This is a genomic window from Mesorhizobium sp. B2-3-7 (assembly GCF_006442695.1).
In the GTDB taxonomy this organism is placed as follows: Bacteria; Pseudomonadota; Alphaproteobacteria; order Rhizobiales; family Rhizobiaceae; genus Mesorhizobium.
Genome location: NZ_VFVV01000001.1, coordinates 376,833 through 393,433, shown reverse-complemented (window position 1 = coordinate 393,433; position 16,601 = coordinate 376,833). Strand labels below are relative to the sequence as shown.

Here is a 16,601-nt window from a genome sequence, read left to right as displayed (position 1 = left end):
CTCGCGCCGCGCCCGAGCTATCGCTTCGGGCCGACGTTGGCGCCGCCCCTCATCCGCCTGCCGGCACCTTCTCCCCGTCATGACGGGGAGAAGGAAAGCGCTCTGATGCTGGCGACCGCCTCCCGTTCTTCTCGGGAGAGGGCTGAGTGAGGGGCACCGACCTGAAACTGCTGCCCCCAGCAGCGCGCTTGTCTCACGCCAGCTCGACGGTGCGCCCCAATTCGATGCTCTGTTCCGCGGCGAGCACGATGCGCAGGCTGTTGACGGCGGCGTCCATCTGCTCGGTCAAATCGAGATCCTCGCGGATGGCGCGCAGGAAGAAGGCCTGCTCGCGGTCGCAGAGCTCCTGGTGGCCGGGCTCGTCTTCCATGCTGACGATCTCGTCGGGTTTCGCAAAGTTCTTGTCGGCGTCGACCGCCGCATAATGGATCTTCAGCGCGTCGGTCTTGGTGTGGCGGTCGATGTCGGCCGAGTTCGACACCTCCGCCGCTTCCGCTGCGCTGCTCGCCTGCTGGCCGGCGACGATCGACACCGCGCCCTTCGGCCCCACCACGTCCTTCACGAAATAGGCCGTCTCGCTCATCATCGGCCCCCAGCCTGCCTCGTACCAGCCGACCGAACCGTCATCGAAGGTGACGTGGAGATGGCCGTAATTCTGCTTGTCGGCTTCCGCCCAGAGCTTCGCGCCGATGCCGTGCACGCGCACCGGCCTGGCGCCCGTGAGCTGGCACATGACGTCGACATAGTGCACGCCGCAATCAACGATCGGGATCAGCGAATCGATCAGGTTCTTGTGCCAGTGCCAGGCGCTGCCGCTGCTCTGCTGGTTGAGGTTGAGGCGCATCACCAGCGGCTTGCCCAGCGTCTTGCCGACCTCGATGAATTTTATCCAGGACGGGTGGACGCGCAGGATGTAGCCAAGCACCAGCTTGCGGTTCTTCGCCCGCGCTGCCGCGACGACCTTTTCGGCATCCTCGATGTTGGTGGCGAGCGGCTTTTCCATGAACACGTGGCAGTTGGCCGCTATCGCCTTCAGCGCGTATTCGGCATGGGTGTTGGGCCAGCTGTTGATCGACACGGCGTCCGGCCTGGTCACCGCGAGCGCCTGATCGAAATCCTCGTAAAGCGGATAGCCGGACAATTCGGCTGGAATCTTCTTGTTGCTCTTGATCGAGCGGCTCATGATGCCGACGATCTCGAAGCCGTCCGAGCGGTGATAGGCGCTGGCATGCGAGGCGCCCATATTGCCGAGACCCACAACCAGCACTTTTATTTTGTCGGCCAATTCAGCCTCCCAATTTTTGATAGGACCTGGCGAGCTGCTGCCGCGCCTGGGCATCCAGAACAATCACTTCAGGTTGGCGCCGCCCCTCATCCGCCTGCCCTTTCCTCTACCCTGTCCGGAGGGAGAGGAAAGGAGCCAAGACAGGGCAATGAACGACCTCTTTTTGCAGCTCTTACTTCACCGCCGAATCGAACAGATGCGCCTTGATCTTCTCGACATCGAGCGCGGCAAAGCCCTCCGTCAGCTTGACGCTGTCGGCATCGGCCTTGACCTTGGCCTTGTCGAAGTCGTTGGCGGCCGGAATCAGCTCGTTGGTGCAGACATCCTCGGCCTTCACCGGATTGGTGATCTGGCCGATCTTGTGGATCTCGTCGAAGAAGCCTTGCCAGCTCGCCATGTCGTGCGAGCCCCAGCCGCCGCGCTTGTCCATGTCGCCGCGGAAGACGTTGATCTGCTGCAGGATCGAGGTGGTGCCGAGCTCGGGGCCGAGGTTCTTGGCCAATGTCGGGAACTGCTCGAACACCGCTTCGACCGCCGCGCGTGGGTTCTGGTAGCCGAACTCCAGCCCCATCGCCCAGCCGCGCAGATATTTTTCCAGGAACGCCTTCTTGTCGGGATCTTCGAGATCGGCGGCGCGCACGACGAAGGTGTTGGCCGGCAGCTTGGAATTCTTCACGCCGAGCCAGTATTCGAAGTCGAGGCCCTTGGCGATCCATTCGGCGCGCAGCCCCTCCCACGACAAGGCAGCGTCGCCCTGGCCGCCGGCGAGCGCGGTGCCCCACGTCGGCCAGCCGGCCTCGACATACTTGACCTTCTTGATGTCGACGCCTTGCGCGGCGAGCAGCGGATCGGTGATCGACTGCCAGGCGGCGGAGCCGAGCAGGATGGTCTTGCCTTCGAGCTTCTTCAAGTCGTTCGTACCCTCGCCCTTGCGGAAGGCGATGGAGAACGTGTCGCGCGCGCCCATGTGGAACACCGACTTCAGCTTCATGCCGTTCTGGATGGCGAAGGAGAACACGCCGGGCGAGGGAAAGCCCATATCGGCCTGGCCGACATCGACGAACTTCACCGTCGCCGTGCCGTCCGACGGGCCTGGCTGCATGTCGGTGCTGAGCCCGTCGAAATAGCCTGCCTTCTTGGCTGCCCAATAAGGATAGTCGTCGAGCACTTCGAGCGTGCCGCGCGGCGAGATCCAGGTGAATTTTTCATAGGCCGCCGCCCTGGCCTTCAAGCCCGATGCACCGAGCGCGGTGGCGGTCACGACGCCGGCTGCCGTCACCTGCAGGAAGGTGCGGCGGCTGATGCCCGTTCTTGTCGCCGTCTGGAATGAGTTCTGGTCGGTCATGGCATTCCCCTTTTGTTGATTGACCTTCTTGTTGATCGATGGCCTTTCGCCCGCTCCTCGCCCGCTCCGGGGCGTTCATGATCTCGTGCTCAAGCCTCCCAGCTCGCCCATTTCTTGCCGATCAGGAAGAACAGCACGTAAATCAGGATGCCGAGCGTCGACAGGATCAGCACCACGGCGAAGAATTGCGGCATCTGGATCATCGACGAATAGGTGGTGAGCCGGTTGCCGAGGCCGAAGCCGCCGCCGACCATCTCCGCGCCGACTGCGGTCAGCAGGCCGAAGATGGCGCCGATCATCAGCCCGACCAGGATCATAGGCAGCGCCATCGGCGCGCGGATCTTCCAGAATATCTGCAAGGTGCTGGCGCCGTAGGAGCGCGCCAGCGCGATCTTGGCGCTGTCGACGCGGCGAAAGCCGGTGGCTGCGTTTATCATCACCATCGGCCCGGCGGCCAGCGCCACCGCGATGATGCGCGGCGTGTAGCCGAAACCAAAGCGAAGGATCAAAAGCGGCACCAGCGCCAGCATCGGCGTGGTGACGAGAAGCAGGATGTAGGGCGCGACGATCTTTTCGGCGAAGGGAAACTGGGTGATGACGGCGGCCAGCACCAGGCCGACGACGGCTCCGATGGCGAAGCCGGAAACCAGCTCGACCAGCGTATAGCCGAGATGCGGCGCAATAAGCGGGAACTCGTCGAACAGCGCATAGGCGATCGAGCTTGGCGGCGGCATGATATAGAGCGGCACATGGAACAGGCGCAGCGCCAATTCGATGCCGCCGATGATGATCACGGCGACAGCTATGATCGCCGCCACCTCCTTGCCCGACTTGATGCCGGGGCCGCTGGCGAAGGCCGAGAGATTGGTCAGGCTGACGTCCTGCCCATCGCCGGACTTGGCACCCGATTTCGATTTCGAGAATTCCGGGATGGCGTCGCTCACGGCCTGATCCTCACGATCTCGGCGCCGACGCGTTCCTGCTCCGGTGCCTTGGGCCTGGCGCGCTCGCCGACGATGTCCATCTTGATCCGGTTGGTGAGGTCGAAAACCTCTTTCGTCGCCATGATCTCCAGCGAGCGCGGTCGCGCGAACGGCACGCGATACTCCCTGGCGACGCGGCCGGGCCGCGCGCTCAGCACCACCACGCGGTCGGAGAGAAAGATTGCTTCCTCAATGCTGTGGGTGATGAAGACGATGGTGGTCTTGGTGTCGAGCCAGATCTCCTCGACGAGACGGTTCATCTCCTCGCGGGTAAAACTGTCGAGCGCGCCGAACGGCTCGTCCATCAAAAGCACGGAGGGTTTTGGCGCCAGCGCCCGCACGATCGCGGCGCGCTGCTGCATGCCGCCCGAAAGCTCGCGCGGGAACTTGCCGCCGAAACCGTCGAGCCCGACGCGGTGGAGCAGATGCGCGATCCATGCGCGGTCTGGTTTCTCGCCCTTGATCTCGAAGGGAAAGCGGATGTTGGCATCGAGATTGCGCCAAGGCAGCAGGTTCGCTTCCTGGAACACGATGCCGATGTCGGGATGCGGCCCGGTGATCTTGACGCCGTCGAGCCGGATCTCGCCGCCGGTCAGGCTGTGCAAGCCCGACATCGACCACAAAAGCGTGGTCTTGCCGCAGCCGGACGGGCCGACGATCGAAACGATTTCATTGGCGTGGACGTCGAGGCTGCAGCGGTCCAGCGCCAGGAGGTCGCCGGATGCGGTGTGATAGATCTTGGTCGCTGCCTGCACACCAAGCTTCGGCGCTGTTGTTTCGCCCGCGTTCATCCGCCCCTCGGAGAGTGCGTCCAATCGACTGCCAAAGTCAGTGTGTAACTATCCTACTTTGGTGTCAAGCGAAGAGCGCGATCGTTCCGTCGTTGAGAGCCGCCTATTCCACTATATGTCTGCTTTCATTGTCTTTTCTTTATCTTGAAATGCGTGTTGCTTTCCTACATACTCGGGAAAAGTGGCACAACAAGGCGGGCGTTGCAGATGGGCAAAGCCGGGTGACATGCCGCAACGGCACGCAGCAGTTGCAGCGGGGCCGTGCACATGGAACGACAGCGTGCAAGCATGGTAAGAGGTCGACAAGGGACCAGGGAAGGCCACTTCATGACCGAAGCTGACAGCCGGGAAAACCTGATGACGGATGGCGAGGCGGACGGGGGTGAGCCTGTGCGGCGCATTCCCGACATCATCTCGCTGGTCAAGGATACCTATGCCGAGCTGCGTCCGGCCGAGCGCCGCGTCGCCGATGTCGTGCTCGACGACGTCAAATACGCGGTCGATGCCTCCAACGCCGCCCTTGCCCAGCGTGCCGGCGTCAGCGAACCGACGGTGACCCGCTTCTGCCGCGCCATCGGCTGCGAGGGCGTGCGTGATTTCAAGCTGAAGCTGGCGCAGAGCCTCGTCGTCGGCGCGCTCTATCTGGACACTTCGCCAGCCAGGGAGAACGACACCGGCATGCCGTTCTGGAACGCGGTGTTCGGCGAAGCGCGGCGGGCGCTGCAGGAGGCCGAGCGGCAGCTCGATCCGGTCCAGCTGCAGAAGGCCGCCGAGCTGATCGCCAAGGCGCGCCAGGTTACGGTGTTCGGACTGGGCGGCAGTTCCTCGGCGCTGGCGCAGGAAACGCAGTACCGGCTGTTTCGCTACGGCATATCGATCAGCGCGCAATGCGACCCTTATCTCATGCGCATGACCGCCTCGACCTTGAAGCCCGGCGACCTGGTGATCGCCATTTCGGCGACGGGGCGCACGCGCGAGGTGATCGAGGCGGTCGAACTCGCCAAGCACTACCGCGCCAATGCCATCTGCGTGACGGCGCCCGACACCGAGCTCGCGCGCGTCGGCGACGTCAGGCTGACCGTAGCGGTGCCGGAATATCCCGATACGCTGAAGCCGACGGCATCGCGCTTCGCCTTTTTGGCCATGATCGACCTCATGGCGGTGGCTGCCGCCTACAAGCTCGACGGCTCGGCCCGCGAGACGGTCCGCCGCATCAAATACAATGCCCAGATCCACCGCACCGGCAACGAGATGGAGCCGCTCGGGGATTAGGACGTTTTTTCCTTCTCCCCTTGTGGGAGAAGGTGGATCGGCGCGCAGCGCCGAGACGGTTGAGGGGTGGGTGACGGAGTGCCGGCCGTGCCGAGCTGGAGCACCCCTCATCCGACCTCGCTCCGCGAGGCCACCTTCTCCCACAAGGGGAGAAGGGAACACCGGACAGCGCCAACGCGAAAAAGAGGGAAACAAATGCTCGAAATAGCACCATCGCAACAGGCAGCCGCATGGCTCGGCGCTTTCGACAAGGCGCTCGAAGCCGGTGACATAGCGGCCGCGGCCAACCTGTTCGTCGACGATTGCTACTGGCGTGACCTCCTGACCTTCACCTGGAACGTCACCACGATGGAAGGGCGCGAGGCGATCGCCGACATGCTGAAGGCGACGCTGGCAGCGACGCGGCCGGCAAGATGGCAGCTCACCGGCGAAGCCACCTCGGACGAGGAGATAATCGAGGCCTGGTTCACCTTCGAGACCGCCGTGGCCTCGGGCCAGGGCATCATGCGCCTGCGCGACGGCCGCTGCCGGACATTGTTCACGGCAATGACCGACCTGAAAGGATTCGAGGAGCGCAAGGGCGCGACGCGGCCGCTGGGCGTGCGCCACAAGGCCGACCCGGAGCGCGAGACCTGGTCGGAGGCGCGCGCGCGCGAGACCCGCGAGCTTGGCGCTTCCGAGCAGCCCTATTGCCTGGTCATCGGCGGCGGCCAGGGCGGCATCATGCTGGGCGCGCGGCTCAGGCAGCTCGGCGTGCCCTCGATCGTCATCGAGAAGAATGCCCGGCCGGGCGATTCCTGGCGCAAGCGCTACCGCACGCTCGTGCTGCACGATCCGGTCTGGTACGACCATCTGCCTTACATTCCGTTTCCCGACAATTGGCCGGTCTTCACGCCCAAGGACAAGATGGGCGACTGGCTGGAAATGTACACGCGCGTCATGGAGCTCAACTATTGGGTCGCCACCAGATGCGTCAGCGCCAGCTATGACGAGGCCGAGAAGGTCTGGACCGTGGTCGTGGACCGCGTCGGCCAGCACATCACGCTGAAGCCCAAGCACATCGTCTTCGCCACCGGCGCCTACGGTCCGGCGCGGCCGATCGACCTGCCGGGCGCCGGTGACTTTAAGGGCGAGCTGCTGCATTCCAGCCAGTATTCCAGCGGCGAGAAGCTCCGCGGCAAAAAGACCGCGGTCATCGGCGCGGCGAGCTCCGGGCATGACGTCTGCGTCGATCTCTGGGAAAGCGGCGCCGAGGTCACCATGATCCAGCGTTCGCCGACGACCGTGGTCAAATCGGACACGCTGATGGAAGTCGGTTTCGAGATCTTTTCGGAGAACGCGCTGGCGCGCGGCATCACCACCGAAAAGGCCGACATGATCGTCGCCTCGACGCCCTTCGCGCTGGTGCCCAAGGGCCAGCGAGCGCTCTACGACGTCATCCGCGCACGCGACGCGGCTTTTTACGAGCGGCTTCGCGCCGCCGGGTTCGCCCTCGACTTCGGCGACGACGAGACCGGCCTGCTGATGAAGGCCTACCGCACCGGCTCCGGCTACTACATCGATGTCGGCGCCTCGGACCTGATCATCGACGGCAAGATCGGCATCCGCAGCGGCGTGGCGATCAAGTCGCTGACCGCGAAAGGCATTCTCTTCGAGGACGGCAGCGAGCTTGAAGCCGACGCCATCATCGCCTGCACCGGCTATCAGTCGATGAACGAAACCGTGGCGCAAATCGTCTCGCGCGAGGTCGCCGACAGGGTCGGCCCGTGCTGGGGCCTCGGCTCCGGCGTCAAGGGCGACCCCGGGCCATGGCAGGGCGAACTGCGCAACATGTGGAAACCGACGGCACAGGAAGCGCTGTGGTTCCACGGCGGCAATCTGGCGCTCTCGCGCTTCTATTCGAAATATGTGGCGCTGCAGATCAAGGCGCGGATGGAGGGGATTGATACGCCGGTTTATGGGGCGGTCAGCAACGCGCGACGGTGAAGCGGAAGCGTTGCTTCAAGGGAAGGTCGCCCCCACTCCGTCGAGCTTCGCTCGACACCTCTCCCCCGATCGACGGGGGAGAGGAAGGGCGCGAGCTTATGCCGGGAGGCTCCCTTCCTCTCCCTCCGGAGGGGGGAGAGGTGGCGCTGCGGAGCAGCGACGGAGTGGGGGAAGCCATTCGCCAAACTCGCAGCCGCGGCAAGACAGGCGGCGCAGTGCTACCGAGATCAATCAATCATGCCGGTGCCCAAAATGCCTGGCCGCGACCTCGACATGCGTATGCCCCATATGCGCCTCGAAACGCTCGGTGTCGCCGACATCGTTCATCGTCTCGTTCGGCCACCAGGCGCCGCCGATGGCGATGCCTTCGCAGACCAGCCGCTGGTCGGCGACCAGCGAGGCGCCGACCGCGTCGACAAAGGTGAAGCGGCCGGAGTGCTGCCGCAGCAGCGCGACGTCGCCGGCGGTTCCGACCTTGAGCGTGCCCAGATCAGGCCGCGCGATCGCCTGCGCCGGCGCTTGGGTGGCGGCGCGCAACACCTCGACCAGCGGCATGCCGAGCGCCAGCAGCTTCGACATGCACACCAGTATGTCGAAGGCAGGACCGTCGACGCAGTAGAGATGCACGTCGCTCGAGATGACGTCGGGCGCCAGCCCTTCGGCCAGCATGGCGCGAGCGACCTCGAAGTCGAACGAGCCCATGCCGTGGCCGAGATCGAAGATGACGCCACGCTCGCGCGCCAGCCGCATGTCGGGCCGCACCGCGCCGGAGGCGAAGACCGGCGCGTTCGGAAACGGTCGGAAGCAGTGGGTGAGAATGTCGCCCCTGCGCAGGCGCGGCAGCACTTCCGAGCGCCCGGGCGGCGGTTCGTCTATGTGCGCCATCAGCGGCAGACCGGATTTGTCGGCCGCCTCCAGCGCCAGATCGACCGGCGCGATGCCGCTGGTGCCGCCGGCATGCTTGCCGGAGCGGACCTTGACGCCGACGACGACGTCCGCGTGCTCGCGCACCGCCGCCACCACCTCACGCGGTTCGCAGAGCCTGAGATCGCTGCACTCGCCGACCGAGACGGTCTGCGAGAAGCCGAAAATGCCGGCGAAGGAGATGTTGACATAAGCCAGGATGCGCACCTTCGAGCGCTCCATGACATGGCGGCGGAAGCCGAGGAAATTGCCGGCGCCGGCACTGCCGGCATCAATGAAGGTGGTGGTGCCGCTCTTGGCCGCCAGCCGGTCGGCATCGACGCCGAGCGAGGTGCCGCCCCAATAGACGTGGCTGTGCAGGTCGACGAGGCCGGGCGCCACGATGCAGCCCTTGGCATCGATGACGCTGGCCGCGCGGTCGGCGGGAATGTCGGCGTCGACGGCGGCGATGCGGCCATTGGCGATGGCAAGATCGCGCGGCGCGTCGAGCCCGGCCGCCGGATCGATCAGCCGCCCGCCCTTGAACAGAAGATCAAATTGCATCGGGCGCGCCTCTCCGCTTCGTTCCATCCTCGCCGACGGCCGTCAGAGCGGCCGGTAGGCGACGGCTTCCACTTCGATCTTGATGTCGATCATCAGCCGCGATTCGACCGTGGTGCGGGCCGGCGGGTTCTTCGGGAAATGCCTGGCATAGACGGCGTTGAAGGCGCCGAAGTCGCGCGCGTCCTCCAGCCAGACGGTGGTCTTGACCACATCGTCCATGGTGCAGCCGGCCAGCGCCAGCGCCGCCTTGACGTTGGAAAGCACCTGCTCCGTCTGTTCGGATATGCCGCCCCTGACCACGATGCCGTCGCCGCCGACCGGCACCTGGCCCGAGATATAGACGAAGTCGCCGGCCCGCACCGCGGGTGACAGCGGGACATGCGACGTTCCAAAACATTGCTTGGGCAAGAGCGGACCTCCTCTGATGCTATGACGGGACACGGTGGGAGCGCCCGCTTCGGCCGAGATTTACCCCGATCGAGGCGATCCCGATAGAGGTCTTGTTGGAAAGCAACATTCCTGGAAATCCATGTTGCTTTATTACAGAAGCGCTTGCATCGTGCGCGCTCGCCGGCCGGGCTTGAAACGGACGGGCGCATTTCCAGAGCGGAGAACCGAGAATGACCTTCGACAAGAACCCGTTTCCATCAGGTGATGCCGACCGCCACGCCCTCTGGGAGATGCTGGTGCGGCGCGACATCGATGCCTTCATCGGTCAGGACTGGTCCATGGTCGAGGACGATTTTGTCGCCGAAAGCTTCTTCGGCATGCACGCGCATTTTCTTGCCAACGCCGACGCCTGGCGGCTGCAGTTCCCGCGGCTGGAGATCTATCGCGACGAGTGGCTCCGCCAGGCCAAGGAAACGGCGGCGACCAAATTCGCCGAGCCGCTGCGCGAGGCGCTGTTCCGCGTCACCAACCTGCGCGACATCGATGTCGACGGCGACCGCGCCGTGCTGCACAAGAAATTCGACGGCACCGTCGCCAAGGCGGATGGCGGCGTCGATCGGCTGAAATGGCAGACGCTGTATTTCTGCAGGAAGGTCGGCGGCAGCTGGAAGATCGCGGGCTTCGTCGGCTACATGCCCTATCCGCTGGGAGGCTGATAGCGCCTGTTGTCGAGGGCGGTCGGTTTTTGCAACCGATCCGACGATCAGTAGAGCGTCACGAAGGCCGGGAACAGCAGCCCGCTCTCCCGGAGATATTCGATCAGCTCGATGGCCGGGAAAATGGCCAGGAAATAGAGCCCGTCATAGAAGGTGCGCTTCAGCGCGCGCGTCGAGAATTGCAACTCGTCATTGTCGCGGTAGAGCAGCGGGTTCGGCCAGAAGCGCGGCGTGGCCTTGGTGTAGGCGAGATAGGCCGGGCCGAATTTGCCCAGGAGGTATTCGGCTTCCTTGCGCGCCGTGACGCGGAAGATGAGGAAGCTGGCAGCGCCCAGCGCCACGGCCGCGAGAACCGAGCCGTAGAGCAGTCCGATACCGACAGCGCCCACCGTCGAGAAGAAATAGAGCGGGTTCTGACTTATCGAGAACGGTCCGATCGAGACCAGTTCCTCGTTTTTCTTGCCGCCGACATAGAGGATGCTCCAGAGCCGGCCGGCGACGCAGGCGAGCACCAGACAGAAGCCGAGGAATTCGAGCGTCTCGTGGCCTTGCGAGCCCTCGTTGAGCCCAGGCTTGGTGAGGAACAGAAGCAGGACCGCGAACACCGCCGCCACTCGCACGAAAATCAGCCGTTTGCGCTGGACGAAGGCCTCTGAGACCGGCTTGAGGGAAGCGTAGGTCATTCGTGTTTTCCTGGGGCGCTGGCGAGGCCCGCGTGCACTCGGGCACGCCATTGATGGCGGATACAAGGCAATCGCTTTCTATCAAAGCAGCGCACGACGTTCGTAAAGCCTTTTTGCGCCAACCAGGTCCAACCTTACGAATTTGTATGCCGGCGGACAGGCTGGAGTGAAGTCGCTTCCATATCATTGCGATGCCGGTCCGCCATGGGCCGACATCAACTATGGCCGCCGGACCACCGGCATCGGACAGGGACTGGTTTCATGAGAAGATTTGCACTTGCCATTGCGGTGGGCAGCCTCGCTGTCTCGGCTTCGATCTCGCCCGTTTTCGCCGCCACCGCACCTTGCGAGGACACACTGAAGGCTCTTCGCGCGGCGGAGGCTACGGTTAAGCTCGGCGCCTCCGACAAGGCGAAGGTCTCGGAACTGGAGACCCAGGGCATCCAACGCTGCAATGCCGACGATGATAAGCGCGCCGACGACTTCTTCGCCCAGGCCATGAAGGTCATAGGCAAGTAAGTCCGCGAATCACAAACCGCAGGACATCCGCCATGCTCACTTCCAACGCGCAAAAGCCCGCCGGATCGACCCACAACAGGGTCCCGGACGTCACCGCCGATTTCTGGCTGATCAAGCTGATGGCGGTGACCATGGGCGAGACGGCGGCTGACTATCTCGCCGTCAACCTTGGCCTTGGGCTGACCGCCACGTCGTTGATCATGACCGGCGTCCTAGTCGTTGCCCTTGCCCTCCAGTTCGCCCAGAAACGCTACGTGCCCTGGGCTTACTGGCTGGCGGTGGTGCTGATCAGCGTCGTCGGCACGCTGATATCAGACAATCTGGTCGACAATTTCGGCGTGCGTCTCGAAACGACCACGATCGCCTTCACCGTCATGCTCGCCGCCACATTCGCTGTTTGGTATGCAAGCGAGCGGACGCTGTCGATCCACACCATCTTCACCACCCGGCGCGAGATCTTCTACTGGCTGGCGATCCTGTTCACCTTCTCGCTCGGCACCGCCGCCGGCGATCTCGTCGCCGAGAGCTTCGACATGGGCTACCTGACGACCGGCCTGCTGTTCGGCGGCGTAATCGCGGTCATCGCGGGTGCCTATTACCTGCTTCATCTGGACGGCATTCTCGCCTTCTGGCTCGCCTATATCCTGACGCGGCCACTTGGCGCCTCCTTCGGCGATCTGCTGTCGCAGCCAGTCGAATATGGCGGCCTCGGTTTCGGCACCACCTTCACCAGCCTGATCTTCCTCGGCTGCATCATTGCCCTGGTTCTCTACATGACGCTGAAGAAGACCGCAGACGATGCCGACGAGATCTTGCTGGAATCGGACTGACGCCGGACAAGCGCAGCCGAGCTTACCGGCCACGTGCCATCCTAGGAACGGACCCACGCCGGTGCTAGCCTGTTCCCAACATCGGCAATCAACCGGAACAGCGATGCGACTTCTTCTTGTCGAGGATGACCACAGGACGGCTGACTACATCGTCAGGGGCCTGACCGAGGCCGGCCATGTCTGCGACCTATTGCGCAACGGGCACGACGCGCTCTTCGCCGCGACCAGCGGCGGCTATGACGTGATCGTGGCCGACCGGATGATCCCAGGCCTCGACGGCCTGTCGATGGTTAAGGCGGTCCGTGCGGCGGGCGTGCGCACGCCGGCGATCTTTCTCACGTCCGTCGGCGGCATCGACGACCGTGTCGAGGGCCTCGAGGCTGGCGGCGACGACTATCTGGTCAAGCCTTTCGCCTTTTCCGAATTGCTTGCCCGCATCAATGCGCTCGGCCGCAGGCCGGCCGCACTGGAGCAGAAGACCGTTCTGCGGGTAGCCGACCTCGAAATGGACCTGATCATGCGCCGCGTTGCCAGGCAGGGCCAGCCGATCGACCTGCAACCGCGTGAGTTCAGCCTGTTGGAAGTGCTGATGCGCGGCGAGGGCCGGGTGATCACCCGCACCATGCTCCTGGAGCGCGTCTGGGATTTCCATTTCGATCCCAGGACCAGCGTCGTCGAGACCCATATCAGCCGCTTGCGGGCCAAGATCGACAGGCCTTTCGAAACCCAGCTCATCCATACGGTCCGCAATACCGGCTACAGCCTGCACGCACCGCTTTCACCATGACCGCGACATGGTCCCGGCTGCCGCGCAGCACGCCGTTCCGGCTCGCCTTGACGTTCGCCTTCCTGTTCATGCTGGCTTTCGTGCTGTCCGGCGCCATCGTCTACCGGATGATGAGCGCCGATCTTGCGGGACGGCTCGACGAAACCATCAGGGAAACCTACTCGGTCGTCGCCGCAACGTATACCGAGAGCGACCTCGAGGACCTGATCGCCACGGTCGAGAGTCATTCGCAGCTCAGCTCCAAGAAGGAACAGCTCTTTTCGCTGACCGACGCGGCCGGCAACCGTCTGGCCGGCAACTTCACCGCGGCTGGAGTTCCCGACGGGTTCTCGATGCTCGACGCAAAAATGCCCGGTGTGCCGGCCGGTGCCCAATACCGTGCCTATTCCGGCTCGATTGGCGGCAACAATCTGACGATCGCCTTCAGCCTGTCCGAGACGGAGGAACTGGAAACTATCATACTGATGAGCTTCGGCTGGGCGACGCTGATCATCGCCGGGCTGGCGGTGGCCGGCGGCGCCTTGCTCGCCTCGCGCGTTCAGCGCCGGCTCGACGGCATTGCCGCCACTATGGTGGATGTCTCGCATGGCCGGCTGGATACCCGCATTCCACTGACCGGCAATGGCGACGACATCGACGTCGTGTCCAATCAGGTCAATGCGGCTCTTGATCGTCTGTCGGCGCTGGTCGAAGGCATGAAGCAGGTCAGCGCCGACATTGCGCACGATCTGAAGACGCCGCTCAATCGGCTGCAGATGATTCTGGAGGGCGCGGCCGACAAGGCGGCGCAGGATCAGGATGTCTCCGGCGACCTGGCCGACGCGCGCGCGGAGGGTCACCAGATCAACGAGACCTTTGACGCGCTGCTTAGAATTGCACAGATCGAGGCTGGCGCGCGCAAGGCGCGCTTTACCGATGTCGATCTCGGCGAGATTCTGCAAACCATCGCCGAGATCTACACCGAGGTGGCAGAGGACGACTGCAAGTCGCTGTCGTCGCAGCGGCTGGACGGGACGACGGACCGGATCCATGGCGATCGCGAGCTGCTGATGCAGATGTTCGCCAACCTGGTCGAGAATGCGCTGCGCCATTGCCCGCCCGGCACCGCGATCAAATTGTCGGCCGAACGCCGGGACGAGCATATCCTGGCCAGAGTCGCCGACAACGGTCCTGGCATCCCGGCGTACGAGCGTGAAAAAGTGTTCCAGCGGCTCTACCGGCTGGACCACAGCCGCTCGACGCCAGGCAGCGGCCTCGGCCTCAGCCTCGTTAGGGCCATCGCCGACCTGCACGGCGCATCGATCACGCTTGAGGACTGCCGGCCGGGTCTCGCCGTGATGGTGAGTTTCCCGCTGGCGTCGGGTTAGCCGGCGATAGACCTGGATCCTCTGTCCGTCATCCCGGTCTTACGGATCCGTAAGGCGCCGGCCAGCTGCCCGACAACTCGCCTCGCTAGGATCGACCGATCTTCTCTCGATCCGGGGGAAGCGGGGCGGCAACTGTAATCGTTCCGACCCCTCGATGCCGAACCACTTCGGCACCACAACAAGCGTTAGGAGAAAAGACCATGAGGAAATTCGTCATCGCCGCCGCGACAGTGCTGGCGGCCGCATCCTCGACGGCAGCCCTTGCAAGACGGTTACCAGCACCATCGTCAATGTCGATGCAAAGGGCGACGCCATCACGCTGGCCGACGGCAAGACGCTGAACCTGCCGGAGGGCATAGAGGTCGAGACGCTGAAGCCCGGCAAGAAGGTGATCGTCACCTATTCGACGAAATCCGGCAAATCGCTGGTCTCGAACATCCAGCCTGCCAAGTAAAGGCGGCACGACCGGGCCGCCTGCGGCCCGGTTTTTCACCGGTGATCACCGATCGATCCGCGTCGACAGGATGATCGATGACGACGTCCGTTCGACGCCTTCGAGGGCGCCGATCTGGTCGAGCAGCGTGTCCAGGTCCTTGATCGACGGCGCGTCGGCGATGACGATCATGTCGAAATTGCCGCTCACCGAATGCAGCGTCCTGACCGGCGCCAGGGCTCGCAGGCTGCGCACCACCTTGTCGGCGAGCTTGGGCGTTACGGTGAGCAGCACATGCGCCCGCACCAGTCCCTGTTCATAATCGGGCGCAAGCTTGACGCCGTAGCCGGCTATGATGCCGCGCTGCTCCAGCCGTTCGATGCGGCTCTGCACCGTGGTGCGCGACACGCCGAGCCGGCGCGCCAGAGCGGCGGTCGAGGCGCGGGCGTTCTCGCGCAACAGGGCAAGCAGGGCCTGGTCGGCATCACTCAGCATTTCAACGAACCTGGTCGGCATATCGGCAAAAAGGGTACTTCATTTCGTACAATTCCACGCTTCCTTTCGTCCGGCAAGCCGCGATTGTAGCGGGACAAATCAACTGTCGGGCGAGGGAACCGGGTCATGAAGAAAATTGTTGTCGTCGGCGCCGGCAAGATCGGCTCGACCATTGCCGAGATGCTGTTTTCAACCGGGGACTATCACGTCACTCTCGTCGACCGCTCGGCCGCGCAGCTTGCCGCGGCCGAACTGCCTGACGGGGTCGAGACGCTGGAACTCGACATCGCGGCCGCGGGCACGCTGGAAGCTGCGCTCGCCGGAAAATTCGCGGTGCTCAGCGCCGCTCCCTTCCATCTGACCACGCGCATCGCCGAAGCCGCCGCAAGCGCCGACGTGCATTATCTCGACCTCACCGAGGACGTCGTCTCGACCCGGCGCGTGAAGGAACTGGCGCGTTCGGCCAACAACGCCTTCATCCCGCAATGCGGGCTGGCGCCGGGCTTCATCTCGATCGTCGCCAACGACCTCGCCAGCCGTTTCGATACGCTGGAGAGCGTGCGCATGCGGGTCGGCGCGCTGCCGCAATATCCTTCGAACGCGCTGAACTACAATCTGACCTGGAGCACCGACGGCGTCATCAACGAATATTGCGAGCCCTGCGAGGCGATCGTCGAGGGCGAGCTGGTCGAGGTGCCGCCGCTGGAGGAGCGTGAGGAATTCTCGCTCGACGGGGTGACCTACGAGGCCTTCAACACCTCCGGCGGGCTCGGCACGCTGGCCGAGACGCTGAAGGGCAAGGTGCGCACGCTCAACTATCGCACCATCCGCTATCCCGGCCACGCCGCCATCATGAAGGCGCTGCTCAACGACCTCGGCCTGCGCCACCGCCGCGAGGTGCTGAAGGACATTTTCGAAAGCGCGCTGCCAGCGACGCTGCAGGACGTGGTCATCGTCTTCGTCACCGTCTCGGGGCGCAAGAACGGCCGCCTGCTGCAGGAGACCTACGCCAACAAGATCTATTCGAAGCGGGTCGGCCAGACGGTGCGCAGCGCCATCCAGATCACCACGGCATCGGGAATCTGCGCCGTGCTCGACATGCTGGCCGACGGCACCTTGCCGGCGACCGGCTTCGTCAAGCAGGAGGACATCGCGCTCGACGCCTTCCTCGCCAACCGCTTCGGCCGTGCCTACGCCCAGCACGAGATGGTCAGCCGGCTGGCGAGCTGACGCGCCCCAGCGGACGGCCAAG

General features: G+C 64.1%; 17 protein-coding genes. 9 read left to right on the top strand and 8 right to left on the bottom strand.

Annotated elements, in window-relative coordinates; translation table 11 throughout:
- Nucleotides 1–193: 193 nt before the first annotated feature.
- The 4 genes from FJ940_RS02030 to FJ940_RS02015 all read right to left on the bottom strand — a co-directional run bounded on the left by FJ940_RS02030 (nucleotide 194) and on the right by FJ940_RS02015 (nucleotide 4,404).
- Nucleotides 194–1,285 carry a Gfo/Idh/MocA family oxidoreductase gene (locus tag FJ940_RS02030; RefSeq protein ID WP_140492069.1) on the bottom strand — a complete coding sequence of 364 codons (1,092 nt, stop codon included), beginning with the start codon at nucleotides 1,283–1,285 and terminating at the stop codon, nucleotides 194–196.
- 172 nt (nucleotides 1,286–1,457) lie between these two features.
- The gene (locus tag FJ940_RS02025; protein ID WP_140514055.1) at nucleotides 1,458–2,630 is read right to left on the bottom strand and encodes an ABC transporter substrate-binding protein; all 1,173 of its coding nucleotides are present in this window, start codon (nucleotides 2,628–2,630) and stop codon (nucleotides 1,458–1,460) included.
- An 89-nt stretch (nucleotides 2,631–2,719) separates the two neighbouring features.
- Nucleotides 2,720–3,574, bottom strand: coding sequence for an ABC transporter permease (locus tag FJ940_RS02020; protein WP_140492076.1), 855 nt, complete (start codon nucleotides 3,572–3,574; stop codon nucleotides 2,720–2,722).
- The gene (locus tag FJ940_RS02015) at nucleotides 3,571–4,404 is read right to left on the bottom strand and encodes an ABC transporter ATP-binding protein (protein ID WP_140554767.1); all 834 of its coding nucleotides are present in this window, start codon (nucleotides 4,402–4,404) and stop codon (nucleotides 3,571–3,573) included. Before FJ940_RS02015 ends, FJ940_RS02020 begins: the two co-directional genes overlap by 4 nt.
- Before the next feature lie 327 nt (nucleotides 4,405–4,731).
- Here FJ940_RS02015 and FJ940_RS02010 point away from each other — a divergent pair, with 327 nt between their 5' ends.
- Together FJ940_RS02010 and FJ940_RS02005 are read left to right on the top strand one after the other, a co-directional pair.
- On the top strand, nucleotides 4,732–5,676 hold the full coding sequence (locus FJ940_RS02010) for a MurR/RpiR family transcriptional regulator (RefSeq protein WP_140563895.1): 945 nt from the start codon (nucleotides 4,732–4,734) through the stop codon (nucleotides 5,674–5,676).
- Between the two features lie 195 nt (nucleotides 5,677–5,871).
- The gene (locus FJ940_RS02005) at nucleotides 5,872–7,662 is read left to right on the top strand and encodes an NAD(P)/FAD-dependent oxidoreductase (protein WP_140563896.1); all 1,791 of its coding nucleotides are present in this window, start codon (nucleotides 5,872–5,874) and stop codon (nucleotides 7,660–7,662) included.
- Between the two features lie 231 nt (nucleotides 7,663–7,893).
- Here the strand turns inward: FJ940_RS02005 and FJ940_RS01995 are convergent, their stop codons facing one another.
- Entirely contained in the window at nucleotides 7,894–9,129 is a 1,236-nt protein-coding gene (locus FJ940_RS01995) for an amidohydrolase/deacetylase family metallohydrolase (protein WP_140655027.1), read from the bottom strand.
- Nucleotides 9,130–9,171: 42 nt separating this feature from the next.
- Complete coding sequence (locus FJ940_RS01990; protein WP_140524551.1) at nucleotides 9,172–9,537, bottom strand: RidA family protein; 366 nt, start codon at nucleotides 9,535–9,537, stop codon at nucleotides 9,172–9,174.
- Between the two features lie 212 nt (nucleotides 9,538–9,749).
- Here FJ940_RS01990 and FJ940_RS01985 point away from each other — a divergent pair, with 212 nt between their 5' ends.
- Nucleotides 9,750–10,235 carry a hypothetical protein gene (locus FJ940_RS01985; protein WP_140492097.1) on the top strand — a complete coding sequence of 162 codons (486 nt, stop codon included), beginning with the start codon at nucleotides 9,750–9,752 and terminating at the stop codon, nucleotides 10,233–10,235.
- A gap of 47 nt (nucleotides 10,236–10,282) precedes the next feature.
- Here FJ940_RS01985 and FJ940_RS01980 read toward each other — a convergent pair whose 3' ends face one another.
- A complete protein-coding gene (locus tag FJ940_RS01980; RefSeq protein WP_140492100.1) occupies nucleotides 10,283–10,918 on the bottom strand; it encodes an isoprenylcysteine carboxylmethyltransferase family protein in 636 nt (211 codons plus the stop codon).
- 261 nt (nucleotides 10,919–11,179) lie between these two features.
- Between FJ940_RS01980 and FJ940_RS01975 the strand changes: the two genes are divergently transcribed.
- From FJ940_RS01975 to FJ940_RS01955, 5 genes are all read left to right on the top strand, one after another.
- Nucleotides 11,180–11,437, top strand: a complete 258-nt coding sequence (locus FJ940_RS01975) for a hypothetical protein (protein WP_140554773.1) — start codon at nucleotides 11,180–11,182, stop codon at nucleotides 11,435–11,437.
- 32 nt (nucleotides 11,438–11,469) lie between these two features.
- Nucleotides 11,470–12,267: a hypothetical protein gene (locus FJ940_RS01970; RefSeq protein ID WP_140492106.1), complete on the top strand. Its 798-nt coding sequence runs from the start codon at nucleotides 11,470–11,472 to the stop codon at nucleotides 12,265–12,267.
- Between the two features lie 103 nt (nucleotides 12,268–12,370).
- The gene (locus tag FJ940_RS01965) at nucleotides 12,371–13,054 is read left to right on the top strand and encodes a winged helix-turn-helix domain-containing protein (protein ID WP_140492109.1); all 684 of its coding nucleotides are present in this window, start codon (nucleotides 12,371–12,373) and stop codon (nucleotides 13,052–13,054) included.
- Entirely contained in the window at nucleotides 13,051–14,421 is a 1,371-nt protein-coding gene (locus FJ940_RS01960) for a HAMP domain-containing sensor histidine kinase (RefSeq protein ID WP_140492112.1), read from the top strand. The genes FJ940_RS01965 and FJ940_RS01960 overlap by 4 nt, the downstream gene beginning before the upstream one ends.
- A gap of 154 nt (nucleotides 14,422–14,575) precedes the next feature.
- Nucleotides 14,576–14,875, top strand: a complete 300-nt coding sequence (locus FJ940_RS01955; RefSeq protein ID WP_140655024.1) for a DUF1344 domain-containing protein — start codon at nucleotides 14,576–14,578, stop codon at nucleotides 14,873–14,875.
- A 45-nt stretch (nucleotides 14,876–14,920) separates the two neighbouring features.
- On the opposite strand, the gene FJ940_RS01950 is transcribed toward FJ940_RS01955, so the two are convergent.
- A complete protein-coding gene (locus FJ940_RS01950) occupies nucleotides 14,921–15,349 on the bottom strand; it encodes an Lrp/AsnC family transcriptional regulator (protein ID WP_140492118.1) in 429 nt (142 codons plus the stop codon).
- 126 nt (nucleotides 15,350–15,475) lie between these two features.
- Between FJ940_RS01950 and FJ940_RS01945 the strand changes: the two genes are divergently transcribed.
- On the top strand, nucleotides 15,476–16,579 hold the full coding sequence (locus FJ940_RS01945; RefSeq protein WP_140524555.1) for a saccharopine dehydrogenase family protein: 1,104 nt from the start codon (nucleotides 15,476–15,478) through the stop codon (nucleotides 16,577–16,579).
- Nucleotides 16,580–16,601: the final 22 nt, after the last annotated feature.